Annotated in this window: 13 protein-coding genes; 8 read left to right on the top strand and 5 right to left on the bottom strand. The window is 69.9% G+C overall.

Translation table 11 applies throughout. The features are described 5' to 3' along the window. The first annotated feature begins 10 nt into the window (after positions 1-10). The 6 genes from KV102_RS09220 to mnhG are packed head-to-tail and all read left to right on the top strand — an operon-like array spanning position 11 to position 6,251. Positions 11-2,908, top strand: coding sequence for a Na+/H+ antiporter subunit A (locus KV102_RS09220; protein ID WP_220345999.1), 2,898 nt, complete (start codon positions 11-13; stop codon positions 2,906-2,908). Further along, positions 2,905-3,345, top strand: a complete 441-nt coding sequence (locus KV102_RS09215) for a Na(+)/H(+) antiporter subunit C (RefSeq protein WP_220343292.1) — start codon at positions 2,905-2,907, stop codon at positions 3,343-3,345. The genes KV102_RS09220 and KV102_RS09215 overlap by 4 nt, the downstream gene beginning before the upstream one ends. After that, complete coding sequence (locus KV102_RS09210; RefSeq protein WP_255560593.1) at positions 3,342-4,961, top strand: Na+/H+ antiporter subunit D; 1,620 nt, start codon at positions 3,342-3,344, stop codon at positions 4,959-4,961. The genes KV102_RS09215 and KV102_RS09210 overlap by 4 nt, the downstream gene beginning before the upstream one ends. Next, positions 4,958-5,566: a Na+/H+ antiporter subunit E gene (locus KV102_RS09205; protein WP_220345998.1), complete on the top strand. Its 609-nt coding sequence runs from the start codon at positions 4,958-4,960 to the stop codon at positions 5,564-5,566. The genes KV102_RS09210 and KV102_RS09205 overlap by 4 nt, the downstream gene beginning before the upstream one ends. After that, positions 5,563-5,916: a monovalent cation/H+ antiporter complex subunit F gene (locus tag KV102_RS09200; RefSeq protein ID WP_220345997.1), complete on the top strand. Its 354-nt coding sequence runs from the start codon at positions 5,563-5,565 to the stop codon at positions 5,914-5,916. Before KV102_RS09205 ends, KV102_RS09200 begins: the two co-directional genes overlap by 4 nt. After that, entirely contained in the window at positions 5,913-6,251 is a 339-nt protein-coding gene (mnhG, locus tag KV102_RS09195; RefSeq protein ID WP_220343289.1) for a monovalent cation/H(+) antiporter subunit G, read from the top strand. Before KV102_RS09200 ends, mnhG begins: the two co-directional genes overlap by 4 nt. A 27-nt stretch (positions 6,252-6,278) precedes the next feature. Here the strand turns inward: mnhG and KV102_RS09190 are convergent, their stop codons facing one another. Together KV102_RS09190 and KV102_RS09185 are read right to left on the bottom strand one after the other, a co-directional pair. Further along, the gene (locus tag KV102_RS09190) at positions 6,279-6,632 is read right to left on the bottom strand and encodes a VOC family protein (RefSeq protein ID WP_220343288.1); all 354 of its coding nucleotides are present in this window, start codon (positions 6,630-6,632) and stop codon (positions 6,279-6,281) included. A 39-nt stretch (positions 6,633-6,671) separates the two neighbouring features. Continuing rightward, positions 6,672-8,981, bottom strand: coding sequence for an Orn/Lys/Arg decarboxylase N-terminal domain-containing protein (locus KV102_RS09185; RefSeq protein WP_220343287.1), 2,310 nt, complete (start codon positions 8,979-8,981; stop codon positions 6,672-6,674). A gap of 145 nt (positions 8,982-9,126) precedes the next feature. Between KV102_RS09185 and KV102_RS09180 the strand changes: the two genes are divergently transcribed. After that, complete coding sequence (locus KV102_RS09180; protein WP_220345996.1) at positions 9,127-9,915, top strand: exodeoxyribonuclease III; 789 nt, start codon at positions 9,127-9,129, stop codon at positions 9,913-9,915. A gap of 116 nt (positions 9,916-10,031) precedes the next feature. Here the strand turns inward: KV102_RS09180 and KV102_RS09175 are convergent, their stop codons facing one another. From KV102_RS09175 to KV102_RS09165, 3 genes are all read right to left on the bottom strand, one after another. Further along, the gene (locus KV102_RS09175) at positions 10,032-10,352 is read right to left on the bottom strand and encodes a DUF2812 domain-containing protein (RefSeq protein WP_220345995.1); all 321 of its coding nucleotides are present in this window, start codon (positions 10,350-10,352) and stop codon (positions 10,032-10,034) included. A gap of 99 nt (positions 10,353-10,451) precedes the next feature. Further along, positions 10,452-11,096 carry a response regulator transcription factor gene (locus KV102_RS09170; RefSeq protein WP_220345994.1) on the bottom strand — a complete coding sequence of 215 codons (645 nt, stop codon included), beginning with the start codon at positions 11,094-11,096 and terminating at the stop codon, positions 10,452-10,454. After that, positions 11,048-12,352 carry a sensor histidine kinase gene (locus KV102_RS09165; RefSeq protein WP_220343283.1) on the bottom strand — a complete coding sequence of 435 codons (1,305 nt, stop codon included), beginning with the start codon at positions 12,350-12,352 and terminating at the stop codon, positions 11,048-11,050. The genes KV102_RS09170 and KV102_RS09165 overlap by 49 nt, the downstream gene beginning before the upstream one ends. A gap of 167 nt (positions 12,353-12,519) precedes the next feature. Between KV102_RS09165 and KV102_RS09160 the strand changes: the two genes are divergently transcribed. Continuing rightward, complete coding sequence (locus tag KV102_RS09160) at positions 12,520-14,706, top strand: MMPL family transporter (protein ID WP_220343282.1); 2,187 nt, start codon at positions 12,520-12,522, stop codon at positions 14,704-14,706. Positions 14,707-14,733: the final 27 nt, after the last annotated feature.

Raw genomic sequence — 14,733 nt, 5'->3', positions numbered from 1 at the left:
TCTCGTCCTGATGCTCGTCGTTCTCCTGGTCCACCTGGTCGCCGCGGCGTTGGCGCCTGCCCTCGTCCAGAGGATGGACCGCTACGCCTTCCCGGTTCTCGCCCTCGCGCCCGGGGGGACGTTCGTCTGGCTCCTCTTCCAGGCCCCCGAGGTCACCGGACCCGACCCGACGACGCTCACCGAGACCTACGAGTGGGTTCCGACGATGGGGCTCGAGATCGCCCTGCGCCTCGACACCCTCAGCTGGACCCTCGCCCTGCTGGTCACCGGCATCGGCGCGCTCGTCCTCGTCTACTGCACGTGGTACTTCAAGGCGTACGACCCGGCGCTGTGGCGGTTCTCCGGCGCGTTCACCGCCTTCGCCGGCTCGATGCTCGGCCTGGTGCTCTCCCGGGACGTCCTGCTCCTCTACGTGTTCTGGGAGCTCACGACCGTCTTCTCCTACATCCTCATCGGGCACAACCCCGAGCGCGTGGCCAACCGGCGTGCCGCGATGACCGCGTTGCTGGTCACGACCTTCGGCGGCCTGGCGATGCTCGTCGGCTTCATCATGCTCGGCCAGAGCGCCGACTCCTACCGCATCGACGAGATCATGACCCTCGCTCCCTCGGGAGCAGCCACGACGACCGCAATCGGGCTGGTTCTCGCCGGCGCCCTCAGCAAGTCCGCGCTCATCCCGTTCCACTTCTGGCTCCCCGGCGCGATGGCGGCCCCCACCCCGGTGAGCGCCTATCTGCACGCGGCCGCGATGGTCAAGGCCGGCGTCTTCCTGGTGGCCGTGATGGCACCGACCTTCGCCGACACGTCGTTGTGGCGGCCGACCCTTCTCGCCCTCGGCGTGCTGACGATGATCGTCGGCGGTGTCCGGGCGCTCGGGCAGCACGACGTCAAGCTGCTCCTCGCCTACGGCACCGTCAGTCAGCTGGGCTTCCTGGTCGCCGTCGTCGGACTCGGCACCCGCGCCGCGGCGCTCGCCGGAATCGCGATGGTCGTCGCCCACGCCCTCTTCAAGGCAGCGTTGTTCATGGTCGTCGGCATCGTCGACCACTCCGCGCACACCCGCGACCTGCGCAAGCTCTCTCAGCTGCGCTCGGCGATGCCGTGGCTCTTCGGCTTCACCGTGATCGCTGCGGCATCGATGGCGGGCATTCCGCCCATGCTCGGCTTCGTCGCCAAGGAGTCGATCTACGCGGCGTTCGTCGACGTGGTCGCGACCGGGGACGGCACCGGCATCGGGCCGTTCGCCGGCTCGGTCGTGCTCGCCGGACTCATCGGCGGCTCCCTCCTGACGATGGCCTACTCCCTGCGGTTCGTCTGGGGCGTCTTCGGCGACAAGCCGGGCGTGGACCGGCCGGCCGACCTCGTACGCGTCCCAGTGGGCTTCGCGGCGCCGACCGCCCTGCTGGCCGTCGCCTCCGTCGTCCTCGCGTTCTTCGGACACCGCCTCACCGAGCTCTGGTCGGGCTACGACCACCTCTTTCCCGCCGGCGAGCACCACGCCGAGCTCGCACTGTGGCACGGCCTCAACCCCGCGCTCGGGCTCTCGGCAGTCGCCGTGCTCGGAGGTATCGCGCTCTTCGTGTGGCAGCAGCGCACCAGCGTCGTCCCCCGCGCGGCCTGGATGCCGTCGGCCGAACGCGCGTACGAGGCCGTCATGCGCGGCACCGACCGGCTGGCGGTCGAGGTCACGGGCCGTACGCAGCGAGGCTCGCTGCCGTTCTACCTGGGCTCCATCCTGGTGATCGTGCTTCTCGTGCCTGGCAGCCAGCTCCTCCTCAACCGCACCTGGACCGACGATCTCGTCTGGTTCGACTCCGCGGCCCAGGCGGTCGCCGCGGTCCTGATGGCCACGGCAGCGGTGCTCACGGTCCGGTCTCGCCGTCGGCTCAAGGCGGTCCTCCTCGCCGGGGTCTCCGGCTACTGCACGGCGATGCTCTTCCTTCTGCACGGCGCCCCGGACCTCGCTCTGACGCAGGTGCTCGTCGAGACGGTCACGCTCGTGGTGTTCGTCCTGGTGCTGCGGCGGATGGCGCCGTACTTCTCCGACCGTCCCTTCACGCGCGCGCGCTGGCTGCGTGTCAGCATCGGCGCTCTCTCCGGGATCTTCGCCTCCGCGATCGCGCTCGCGGCGGCGGGAGTGCGGGTCGGCGAACCGGTCTCGGTGACGTTCCCGGAGGAGGCGGTGACCTACGGAGGCGGCAAGAACATCGTCAACGTCACCCTCGTCGACATCCGCGCCTGGGACACGATGGGCGAGCTGTCGGTCCTCGTGGTCGCCGCGACCGGCGTAGCGTCGCTGATCTTCCTCATCACCGGTCGCGGTGGCGCACAGAGCCCCGCCAACCCGCTGCCGTCGGACGAGTCCACCGGACGGTGGCTGCGCGCCGGCAAGACCCTGTCGGACGAGCGCCGCTCGGTCATCTTCGAGATCGTCACCCGGCTGGTGTTCCACACGATCATCCTGTTCTCGATCTGGCTCGTGTTCGCCGGCCACAACGGCCCTGGTGGTGGGTTCGCCGGTGGACTCATGGCCGGGCTGGCGCTGATGGTCCGCTACCTCGCCGGCGGCCGCTTCGAGCTCGACGAGGCGGCGCCCGTCGACGCCGGACGCGTCCTCGGGCTCGGACTCTCGACCGCGACCGCCGCCGCGCTCGCTCCCCTCCTCTTCGGTGGCCAGGTGCTCCAGAGCGCGATCGTCAAGTTCCACGTCTTCGCGATCGGCGACATCAAGCTGGTGACGTCCCTCTTCTTCGACATCGGCGTCTACCTCGTCGTGTTCGGTCTGATGCTCGACGTCCTGCGCAGCCTCGGCGGCGGCGTCGACGCGGACGCGGAGGACGACCTCCCCGAGCTGCCCGGTTCGTACGCCGACAACGAGACCGCTCCGATGACGGGGGGTGTCCGATGACCGTCAACATCGTCCTCATCGTGGTCATCGGAGTGACCTTCGCGTGCGGTGTCACCCTGCTCCTCGAGCGGAGCCTCACCCGGATCGTCGTCGGCACGCTGCTCGTCGGCAACGCCGTCAACCTGATCTTCATCGTCGCCTCCGGGGCGCCCGGGCGGGCCCCGATCGTCGACGAGAGCGACCCCTCTCCGATGAGCGACCCGCTCCCGCAGGCCATGGTGCTGACGGCGATCGTGATCACGCTCGGAGTGGCGGCATTCCTGCTCGCGATGGCCTACAGGTCGTGGCAGCTCGAGGGCCACGACGAGGTGCAGGACGACGTGGAGGACCGTCTCATCATGCGGTTGGCCGACCTCGACGAGGCGTCGCAGTCGTACGAGGAAGGCACCGGCGACCCGGACGAGGAAGGCGCCGACACCGAGGGGGCGCAGCGATGACCGCCGACTCCGCGATGTCCTTCCTCATCCCGCTGCCCGTCGTGCTGGCGCTCTTCGGTGCCGGCCTCTGCCTCGCCCTCGGCCAGAACGCCCGCGCGCAGCGGGTGATCAGCTTCGTCGTCCTCTCGGCGATCGTCGTGATCGCCGCGACGCTGCTGTGGGCGGCCGACCGTGACGGGCCGCAGGTCGTGTACGTCGGGGGCTGGCCGGCACGGATGGGCATCGTCCTCGTCGCGGACCGGTTGTCGGCGCTGCTCCTGCTCGTCTCGGCGATCGTGACGCTGTCGGTCCTCGCGTACTCCGTCGGTCAGGGCATCATCGAGTTCGGGCGCGAGACTCCGCTCTCCGTCTTCTACCCCACCTACCTGGTCCTCGTCGCAGGCGTCTCCAACGCGTTCCTCTCCGGCGACCTCTTCAACCTCTACGTCGGCTTCGAGGTGCTGCTGGCGGCCAGCTACGTGCTCATCACGCTCGGGGGCACGGGTCCACGAGTGCGCGCCGGGACCACGTACGTCGTCGTGTCCGTGCTGTCGTCGATGCTCTTCCTCATCGCCATCGCCGGGGTCTACGCGGCGACGGGCACCGTCAACATGGCCGACCTCGCCGTCAAGCTCCAGCAGGTCCCGGAGGGCGTGCGGATCGTGCTGCAGCTGATGCTGCTCACGGCGTTCGCGATCAAGGCGGCGGTCTTCCCACTGTCGGCGTGGCTTCCCGACTCCTACCCGACCGCTCCCGCTCCCGTCACGGCGGTGTTCGCCGGCCTGCTGACCAAGGTGGGCGTCTACGCGATCATGCGCGTGCAGACGCTGCTCTTCCCTGACAGCCCGCTGTCGGACCTGCTGCTGTGGGCGGCCCTGCTCACGATGCTGATCGGCATCCTCGGCGCGATCGCCCAGTCCGACATCAAACGTATGCTCTCGTTCACCTTGGTCAGCCACATCGGCTACATGGTGTTCGGAGTCGCGATCGCCTCCGACCTCGGGCTCGCCGGCGCGATCTTCTACATCGTCCACCACATCACCATCCAGACGACGCTCTTCCTCGTCACCGGTCTCATCGAGATCCGCGGAGGCTCGACGTCCCTCGAGCATCTCGGCGGGCTGGCCAAGGCGGCGCCGGTGCTCGCGCTGATGTTCTTCCTGCCCGCGATGAACCTCTCGGGGATACCGCCGTTCTCCGGGTTCCTCGGCAAGGTCGCACTCGTGCAGGCAGGCGTCGACCGCGCCGGCTGGCTGGCCTACCTGGTGGTCGCCGCGTCCATCGTGACGAGCCTGCTCACGCTGTACGCGATCGCCAAGACCTGGAACCGCGCCTTCTGGCGACCCCGCGCCGAGGAGCCCGACGACGTCGGCGAGTGGGTTCCCAGCACGGGCACGAAGTCGGGCGAGCCGTGGGGTGACACCGTCACCGTCACCTCCGTACGCTCCCTCCCGCGCGCCATGGTCGCGCCCACCCTGACGCTCGTCGCGCTCGGGACGGCGCTGACGCTGGTCGCCGGACCACTCTTCGGGATCACCGAGCGCGCGGCCTCCGAGCTGCGGGACCGGACGCCATACATCCAGACGGTCCTCGACGACGGCAGCACCCCCGACGACGCGGCGGCGGTGACGCCGTGAGTCCTGACACCTCCCGTCGTCGGCAGGCCCGGATGGCGCTCGAGTGGCCGGTCATCTCGTGGTTGACCCTCGTCTGGGTCCTGCTGTGGGGCGAGTTCAGCGTCGGCAACATCCTCGCCGGGCTCGCGATCTCCGTGGCGATCATCCGGGTGTTCCCGCTGCCGCCCATCGACTTCGCCGGCCGGGTGCATCCCTGGCGCCTCGCCGTGCTGATCTATGCGTTCTTCCGAGATCTCGTGCTGTCGAGCATCCAGGTCGCGGGGGTCGTGCTGCGGTTCGGCCACCAACCGGTCAACTCCGTCCTCGTCGTGCCGATGCGTACCCGCAGCGAGCTCGCGCTCATGCTCACGTCCGAGATCGTGTCGCTGGTCCCCGGAAGCCTTCTCATCGAGATCGCCCGCGAGGACTGGACGATCCAGATCCACGTCCTCGAGACCCTGAGCCTCGACGACGTCGAGGCCGCACGCCAGCGGGTGTGGGCCGAGGAGGAGCGTGTCGTCCGGGCGCTGGGCAGCGCCGAGGACATCGCCCGCATCGAGCAGCCGCCGCCGGCTCTGCCCGCCCACATTCGCCGTGCCACGACTAACGGAGCTGAGCCGACATGACGTGGATGACCGTGGTCGCATGGATCGCCGGCGGCATGCTCGGGCTCGCCGCGCTGCTCTGCGTCGTCCGCGCCGCACTCGGGCCGTCGATGCCCAACCGTGCGGTCGCGCTCGACGTGCTCGTGGCCGTCCTCGTCGGAGGGCTCGGCGTGGAGGCTGCCTACAACCGTCACACCGACACGCTGCCGATCCTGGTCGTTCTCTCGCTCGTCGGCATGGTCGGCTCCGTGAGCATCGCGCGATTCGCCACCGGCGACGAGCCCGACGAATCTGACGACTCCGAGCGTTCGGACGGCACCGGCGGCGGAAGCGGCGGCGGTTTCGCCGGAGGGATGCCGGTGTCGCGATGAACCTCGATCTGATCCGCGACATTGCCTCGGCGTTCTGCCTGCTCGTCGGCGCCTTCATGGCACTCATCGCCGCGATCGGCATCATCCGCTTCAACAACCTGTTCAGCCGGATGCACGCCGCCACCAAGCCGCAGGTGCTCGGCCTGCTCCTCATCCTGATCGGCATCGCGCTGCGGATGGAGCACTGGAGCGACCTCGGCCTGCTCGTCCTCGTCGCGGCCTTCCAGCTGCTCACCGCCCCCGTCGCCGCGCACATGCTCGGCCGAGCCGTGTATCGCACCGGTGACAAGGAGCCCGACGAGCGGCTCGTCGACGAGCGCCTCTCCGAGGACTAGCCCGCGGCCAAGGGCTGAGGCGAGTCGTCAGCCCTCCGAGCGCGCGACGTCGAAGTAGTTGCCGTCCGGATCGGCCATCGTCACCCAGCCGAAGTCACCCATCGTGTGGGTGTCGACCTTCTCCGCACCGGCGGCCTCCAGTCGCGCCACCTCGGCGTCGACATCGTCGGCGACCAGGTCGAGGTGAAGCTTGTTCTGGCCGGGTGTCGGGCGCTCGACCTTCTGGAAGCCGAGCCGGGAGGGGTTGCCGGGCGCCGCCACGACCACGAACGAGCCGTCGTTGTCGGCTTCGATCTCTCCCCCGAGCTGCTCTGCCCACCAGCCTCCGAGGGCGAGGGCATCGGTCGTGTCGACGGTGATCATGGCCAGGTTCAGTGTCATGCACCCACGCTAGTGGGCGGCAGGGACATCGGCCGACGGTCAGGACGCGCGGACGCAGCGAGCGACGTACCGTCCGTCGACGATCTCGATCCCGTGCGTCTCGTGCTCGAACCCGGGGAAGCGGCGGTCGAACTCCTCCAGCGCGCGCAGGTACGCGAGGAACGGACTGTCGTCGTGGCCCGCAGACTCACCCGGCATCACCAACGGGATCCCGGGCGGGTACGGGACGAGCCCGATGGCCAGCGTCCGTCCGGCCAGCTGGTCGAGCGGGACGGCGTCCACCGTCCCGCGGACCACGTGGGCGTACGCCTGCGCGGGCGTCATCACCGGATCCGGGTGGGTGCCGAAGGCCTCGGACTGCACCGACAGCATCCCCGTCTGGACGATCGTGGCGTGCTGCTCCCTGGCCAGGTCGCTCAATCCCATGCCGGCGTAGCGGCGCGGGTCCTGGGCGTACGTCGCGGGCAGCACCTGCTCCAGCGGCCGGTTCGCGTCGAGATCCCGTTTGAAGGACATCAGCGTCGTGACGAGGGAGCCCCACTTGCCGCGCGTCACTCCGATCGAGAACAGCAGGAGGATCGAGTAGGACTGGGTCTTCTCGACCACGATCGACGCCTGCTGCTCGAGGTAGGCCGCCAGGATCGGCGCCGGGACCCCGAAGTCCGCCATGGTCCCGTCGGGTCGGACACCGGGCGTCACCACGGTGACCTTGATCGGGTCGAGCATCGCGTAGCGGTCGGGGAGGTCGAAGCCGTGCCAGTCCTCGCCCGCACGCAGCAGCCACGGCTCCGCCGATCCGCACAGCCACTCCTCGTCGGCGTCCTCGAAGCGGACCTTCGACCCGTCCGACAACGTCACCGTCTCGGGCTGCCACGGCACCAGCGCCCAGTCGTCCTCCGGCGTCTCGGCGGCGACGCGCGCGAGCGTACGCCGGAACGAGACCGCCTCCTGGATCGAGATCCCGGTCAGCAACGGGCCGCCACGACCCGACATCATCGCTGCGGACACGTCGTTCGACGCGATGATCGCGTACAGCGGCGACGTGGAGGCGTGCATCATGTAGGCCTCGTTGAAGAGGTCGTGGTCCACCGGGTTGCGGCCGTTGCGGACGTGCAGGTACGATGCCTGCGACAGTGCGGCCAGGAGCTTGTGCGTGGACTGCGTCGCGAAGGTCGTCGGCGCGTCCGCGGCACGCTCCCCGGTGTGCATCGCGAAGCGCTCGGCATAGATCGGGTGGAACGCCGCGTAGCCGTACCACGCCTCGTCGAAGTGGAGCCGGTCGATGTGCTCGCCGAGCGTCTGCTCGACGGTCGGCACGTGGTAGAGCAGGCCGTCGTACGTCGAGTTGGTGATCATCGCGATCGCCGGCCGCACCGACGCGTCCGCGACCAAGGGCGACTCCGCCAGCTTGGCGGCGACCGCCTCGCGGGTGAGCTCGCTCGGCGGAACGGGCCCGATGATGCCGAGGTGGTTGCGGGTGGTCGTGAGATAGACCGGCACGCCGTGGGTGAGCGTCGCGGCCTGCTCGATCGACTTGTGCGCGTTGCGGTCGAGGACCATCACGTCGCCAGCCACGACCGACGCCTGGTGCAGGACCCGGTTGGAGGTGGAGGTGCCGTTGGTGACGAAGTAGGTCATGTCCGCGCCGAAGATCGTGGCGGCCCGGCGCTCGGCCTCGCCGATCGGACCGGTGTGGTGGAGCAGCGACCCCAGCTCGTGGACGGACACCGAGAGGTCGGAACGGAACGTCTGCTCGCCGAAGAACTCCCAGAACGCCCGGCCCGCGGGCGAGCGGAGGAACGCGGCGCCGCCCTCGTGCCCCGGGGTGTGCCAGGAGTACTCGTGCTTGCGCGAGAACGCGACGAGCGCACCGAACATCGGAGGAAGGACGTCCTGCCGGTAGCGCTCGGCGGCGTTGCGGATGCGCCCGGCGATCCACGAGGGGGTGTCGTCGAGGAGATAGATCAGCTGGTCGACCTCGCGCAGGACGGCGGTGTCGAGCGAGTCGGCGCCGCGGGTCCCTGTCATCACGAACACGGGAAGGTCGCTGTTGCGTGCCCGGACCCCGGCCAGGAACGAGGTCAGGTGGTCGGGGTCGACGTGGGCCTCGTGCTGGTCGGAGTCACCGCCGGCGTCGGCGATCACCGCGCAGAGCGAGGCATCGGAGGCGATGCGGAGGACGGCGTCGTCGGGGCTCGGCGCGAACTCGGTCCGTACGTCGATCCGCTCGAGCTCCTGCACCACGCGGCGGAGCATCTCCTCGTGGGCGGTGGAGGTCTGGGGGCGTTCGTCCACGATGAGGACCTTCAGGGTCCGCGCGGTCATCGACCCCTCAGCCAGTTCCCTCACCGAAAATCCTCCCGCTCTGTGCCGTACCTCCGCAAAATACTACGTTCCGACCACGACAAATCGAACGACAGGGTCTCATATCCGTACGCATGCAGAGCGGGGCTCCGCCGTCGGCCTGTCCTCGCCGCCGGGTACGGTCGTCCTCATGCGGATCGCCACGTGGAACGTCAACTCCATCCGTTCGCGCATCGACCGCGTCACTGCGTGGCTCGAGCGCAGCGACGTGGACGTGCTGGCGATCCAGGAGACCAAGTGCCGTGACGACCAGTTCCCCGAGCTGCCGCTGCTGGCGGCCGGCTACGAGGTCGCGCACCACGGCCTGTCGCAGTGGAACGGCGTCGCGATCATCTCGCGCGTCGGCCTCGAGGACGTGCAGACCGGCTTCGCCGACGTGCCGACGTGGGGTGACCCCGCTGCCGCCGAGGCGCGCGCGATCTCCGCGGTCTGTGGCGGCGTACGCGTGTGGTCGCTCTATGTGCCCAACGGTCGCAAGCTCGATGATCCCCACTACGTCTACAAGCTCGAGTGGCTCCGCCAGCTCCGCGACGACGCCGCCGGCTGGCTCGCGGACGATCCGCAGGCTCAGATCGCCCTGACCGGCGACTGGAACATCGCCCCCCACGACGACGACGTGTGGGACATGGCCAAGTTCGAGGGCAGCACGCACGTCTCCAAGCTCGAGCGAGAGGCGTTCGCCGCGATCGAGGACGCGGGCTACTCCGACGTCGTCCGCCCGCACACGCCCGGCCCTGGCGTCTACACCTACTGGGACTACACCCAGCTGCGCTTCCCCCGACGCGAAGGCATGCGGATCGACTTCGCCCTGTGCTCCCCGGCGCTCGCGGCTCGGGTCACCGGCGCGTCGATCGATCGGCAGGAGCGCAAGGGCAAGGGCGCGTCCGACCACGCCCCCGTGGTCGTCGACCTCGCCTGACCCGCCCACGGGTCACTCTCTTGCGCTCGCGGGTCACCCTCTTGCGCCCGCGGGTCACCCTCTTGCGCCCGCGGGTCACCTCTTGCGCCCGCGGGTCGCTGTCTTGCGCCCGCGGGTCAGTGTCCGAGCAGGTCGGGCCGCGCACCTTCGTACGGAGCACGCCAGACATCCTTGCCACCCAGGGTCCCGACCTCCTCCCAGCCAGCCGCACGGAGCAGGTCGTCTTCGACCACGTCGGGGAAGCGACGGGGGTCGATGACATAGCGGTAGCGCGGCGGATCCACGCGATGGTGCAGCACCAGGCGTACGGCGCTCAAGAATCCGAGGTGCTCGGCGACCCAACCGCGACTGGCCTGGTCCTCGAACCAGACCTCCAGCCGCTCAGCCCCGCGTACACGGAGTGGGACGAGCCACCATGCTCGCGTGTCACCAGTCATGGCTCCATGGTGACCCGCGAGCGCCAGACAGTGACCCGCGAGCGCCAGGGAGTGACCCGGGAGCGCGAGGGAGTGACCCGCGGCCGCCCGAGGGGTCGGTCAGTCCTGCAGGTAGGCGAGGACGGCGAGGATGCGGCGGTTGTCGTCGGCGGAGACCGGGAGGTCGAGCTTGGCGAAGATGCTGTTGGTGTGCTTCGCGATCGCCTTCTCGGTCACGAACAGGCGCGCCGCGATCGCCGCGTTGGAGCGGCCCTCCGCCATCAGGCCCAGCACCTCGCGCTCGCGGTCGGTCAGACGGTCCACCGGCCGGTTGGCGGCGGCCTTGGACAGCAGGGTCGACACGACCTCCGGGTCGAGCACCGTGCCGCCGCCGGCCACCTGACGGACGGCGTCGACGAACCTCTCGACATCGGCGATCCGGTCCTTCAGCAGATAGCCCACGGCCCCCTCGCCCGACGACAGGAGCTCACGCGCATACAGCTGCTCGACGTACTGCGACAGCACGAGCACCGGCAGCCCCGGCCGCGCCGCACGCGCCTCGATCGCCGTCCGCAGCCCCTCGTCGGTGAACGTCGGAGGCATCCGTACGTCCACGACCGCGACGTCCACGTCGACCTCGCGCAGCGCCTTCGCCAGCGACGGGGCGTTGTCGACCGCGGCGACGACCGTGAAGTCGTTGGCCTCGAGCAGGCGCGTCAGGCCGTCCCTGAGGAGGGCGAGGTCTTCGGCGATGACAACGCGCACGGCAGCTCCATGGTGACGACGGTGGGTCCCCCGGCGGGGCTCTCGACCACCATGGTGCCGTCGAAGGCGGCCAAACGGCGAGCGATTCCGTCAAGCCCCGTGCCGCCGGCCGGGTCAGCACCGCCTCGGCCGTTGTCGGCCACGACCGTCCGCAGCCGCTCGCCGTCGTGCGCCAGGTCCACCGAAGCCGCGGTGGCACCGGAGTGCTTGACGACGTTCGCGAGCGCCTCGGCGATCGCGAAGTACATCGCCGACTCCACCGGCTCGGGCGCCCTTCCGGGCACCACCGCGGAGAACGACGTCGGGACCGCCAGATCGAGCATCAGCGCCTGCGCCGCTCCGACGAGCCCGCGGTCGGCCAGCACCGGCGGGTGGATCCCGCGGACGACCGAGCGCAGGTCACCGAGAGCCGACGTCGTGGTCAGCCGCGCCTCCTCGATCAGCCGGGAAGCCGCCTCCGGGTCGGTACGCATCAGCTGCTCGGCCAGCCCCAGGCTCATCCCGAGCGACACCAGCCGCGCCTGTGCACCGTCGTGCAGGTCGCGCTCGATGCGCCGCAGCTCGGCAGCGGAGTGGTCGATCGTCTCCGTACGAGACGCCGACACCTCGGCCAGCCTCTTCTCGAGCTCGGCGCGCGTCGGCGACAGAAGCGCGAGGTCCATCCGCGCACGCAGGCGGCTCACCGGCGGCGTGACGAACCACCAGGCCAGGACGCACAGCGCAGCGGGCACCCACATCGCGAAGGACGACGCCACGTCGTGGACCTGCACGAGACGCCAGTCCATGTCGAAGACGCCAGCGGGAGTCACCGCGTAGATGAAGGGGAAGATCAGGAACCACACCACACCCAGCAGCAGCACCACCGGGACCCACGAGAGGACCCATCCCACCGTCACCGAGGCGTACGACCAGCCGAGGTCACGCCAGCGCGCGGGGTCTCGCGCCCAGTCCTTCACGACGACGTTGACGCCGTGCGACTCGCGCTGGTGGTACGGGCTGAGCACCGAGGTCCGGAGGACCTGGGTCGCGAAGTAGCGGTGCACGTTGGCGAGCTGTCGCAGGAACGGTACGAACGCGGCGAGCGCCGCGAGCCCGATGCCCAACACGCCGAGCGGGATCGCGACCGTGACCACGATCAGCGTGATCAGCGTCGGGATCCCGAGCACCAGGTAGACGAGGGCGAGCCCGGTCAGCGCGAACCGTGACGTGCGCCGCGATCCGGCGTACGACTCGGGGGCACCCGTGGGCAAGCTCATCGTGACTCCTGGGTCCGCTGTCGTGGCCATGCTCCCACTGTCGGTCAGAGGGGCGCCGCAGACAGTGGACCTAGCACCACCACGGTCCGGGGTCTCGCACCCGTGATCGGGAGCACGCGAGGCGGAATCGTCGTCGACGAACGATCCGGACGATCCGAGAGGCCATCATGACGACCACCGCACCTCTTCCGCACAGGCGAGCAAGCAGCCCCACACGCCGCTCGCCGGTCGTGCGGGTCGCCCGTTGGAGCGCGACCCACCCGTGGCGCGCGCTCACCCTCTGGTTGACGCTGGTCGTCGGCGCGATGGCGCTGATGGCCGTCGTGCCGACGCAGAGCATGTCCGACGACGACTACGGCGTCGGCGAGTCGGGGCGCGCGGCGGAGATGATCCGCGACGCGAACCTGGAGAGCGCCCCGGGCGAGGTCGTCCTGGTCACCGCCGAGAGCGGGGCGCTGGAGCGTACGGCCGCCGATCAGGCGTACGAGTCGCTGCGCGCCGGCGCCGAGGGCGTCGCGCACGTCGACGCCGTCGGGCCACCGACGTGGTCCGAGGACCGCTCCGCGATGCTCGTGCCGCTGACGTTGGAGAAGGGTGTCGACGACCTCGACGCGACGGTGGAGTCGTTGCAGGCCTCCACCGCCGAGGTCGCGGAAGCCAACCCCGGGCTCGACATCGCCCAGACCGGTGGGGAGTCGATCGGCACCCAGGTCGACGAGCGCGTCGGCGAGGATCTCGGGTCGGGCGAGGCACGCAGCCTCCCGATCACGCTGCTGATCATGATCGTGGCCTTCGGCGCCCTGACCGCTGCCCTGATCCCCGTGGCACTCGCGTTCTCGTGCGTGCTGACCGCGATGGGCCTGTACGCCGTAGCCTCCGCCCTGATCCCCGACTCGGGGACCGTCGCCAGCGTGATCCTCATGATCGGGATGGCGGTCGGCGTGGACTACTCGTTGTTCTACCTCAAGCGCGAGCGTGAGGAGCGTCGCAAGGGTGCGGGCACGATCGACGCGATCGAGATCGCTGCTGTGACCTCGGGTCGTGCCGTCGTGGTTGCCGGAGTCGCGGTGATCGTCGCGATGTCGGGTCTCTTCCTGACCCGTGACACCGTCTTCGCTGGACTCGCGGTCGGGGCCATCCTCGTGGTGGCTGTCGCGATGGTCGGCTCGGTGACGGTCCTGCCGGCGTTGCTGGCCAAGCTCGGCCGGTGGGTCGACCGGCCACGGATCCCCCTGCTGTGGCGGCTGAACCGCCGTATCGGCGAAGGCGGGATCAGCAAGCGCCTCATCCGTCCCGTCCTCGCCCGCCCCAAGACCTCCCTGCTGGTCTCGGTCGGTCTGCTGCTCGCGCTGTCCGCGCCGGCGCTGGGGATGAAGCTGCACGAGGGGACGATCGACACCCTGCCGCAGGACCTGCCGGCCGTGGCGACGTTCCAGACGGTGCAGGAGCACTTCCCGGCGGAGCGCCCCTCCGTCGAGATCGTCGCGCGCTCCGACGCGGACGCCACGGAGGTCGGCCGGGCACTCGACGATCTCGCGACTCGCGCCCAGGCGGAGGGGCTCGCCTCGGACGCCGAGCCGGTGGCGGTGTCCGCGGACGGACGGACCTCGGTCCTCCGACTGACCGCCGCCGGGGCCGACGGAGAGCAGGCGAACGAGGACGCGGTCTCTGAGCTCCGCGACACGGCCGGTCCCGCAGCCTTCGACGACCTCGGCCGGGTGGAGTGGGCGCTCGGGGGTGACGTGGCCGCCACGATGGACAGCCAGGACAACCAGCGTGGCGCCTTGCCGCTCGTGGTCGGGTTCGTGCTCCTGCTGACGCTGGTGATGATGGCTGTCGTGTTCCGCAGCGGGGCGGTCGCACTGCTCACGACGGGGCTCAACCTGTTGTCGGTGGGCGCTGCCTTCGGCGTGATGACGCTCGTCTTCCAGAACACGTGGGCCGAGGGTCTGCTCGACTTCACGTCACCGGGCTTCGTGGTGGACTGGGTGCCGCTCTTCTGCTTCGTGGTCCTGATCGGACTCTCGATGGACTACCACGTGTTCGTGATGAGCCGGGTCCGTGAAGGGATGCGGCGGGGACTGTCGACACGGCTCGCCGTCGAGTACGGCGTGCGCGAGACCGCGAGCGTCGTCACGAGTGCGGCGGCCGTGATGGTGTCGGTCTTCGCGGTGTTCGCGACGCTGTCGATGCTGGAGATGAAGCAGATGGGCGTCGGGCTCTCGGTGGCGATCCTGGTCGACGCCACGATCGTCCGGCTGGTCCTGCTCCCTGCGGCGCTCGTGCTGCTGGACAAGCGCCTGGGCTCGCTGCGCCGCCCTGAGCGGACGCGGGAGGTGGTGCCCGCTGCATGACCCGATCGGCTGACACGCATCGACATC

The organism is Mumia sp. zg.B53 (genome assembly GCF_019550935.1).
GTDB lineage: Bacteria > Actinomycetota > Actinomycetes > Propionibacteriales > Nocardioidaceae > Mumia.
The sequence above is the reverse complement of the archived record's forward strand: the minus strand, read 5'-3'. Positions and strand labels throughout refer to the sequence as shown.

Coding starts and splice junctions, on each gene's coding strand:
- KV102_RS09220 (WP_220345999.1), top strand. CDS start 11: ATGCTCGTCGTTCTCCTGGTCCACCTGGTCGCCGCGGCGTTGGCGCCT.
- KV102_RS09215 (WP_220343292.1), top strand. CDS start 2,905: ATGACCGTCAACATCGTCCTCATCGTGGTCATCGGAGTGACCTTCGCG.
- KV102_RS09210 (WP_255560593.1), top strand. CDS start 3,342: ATGACCGCCGACTCCGCGATGTCCTTCCTCATCCCGCTGCCCGTCGTG.
- KV102_RS09200 (WP_220345997.1), top strand. CDS start 5,563: ATGACGTGGATGACCGTGGTCGCATGGATCGCCGGCGGCATGCTCGGG.
- mnhG (WP_220343289.1), top strand. CDS start 5,913: ATGAACCTCGATCTGATCCGCGACATTGCCTCGGCGTTCTGCCTGCTC.
- KV102_RS09190 (WP_220343288.1), bottom strand. CDS start 6,632: ATGACACTGAACCTGGCCATGATCACCGTCGACACGACCGATGCCCTC.
- KV102_RS09180 (WP_220345996.1), top strand. CDS start 9,127: ATGCGGATCGCCACGTGGAACGTCAACTCCATCCGTTCGCGCATCGAC.
- KV102_RS09175 (WP_220345995.1), bottom strand. CDS start 10,352: ATGACTGGTGACACGCGAGCATGGTGGCTCGTCCCACTCCGTGTACGC.
- KV102_RS09165 (WP_220343283.1), bottom strand. CDS start 12,352: ATGAGCTTGCCCACGGGTGCCCCCGAGTCGTACGCCGGATCGCGGCGC.
- KV102_RS09160 (WP_220343282.1), top strand. CDS start 12,520: ATGACGACCACCGCACCTCTTCCGCACAGGCGAGCAAGCAGCCCCACA.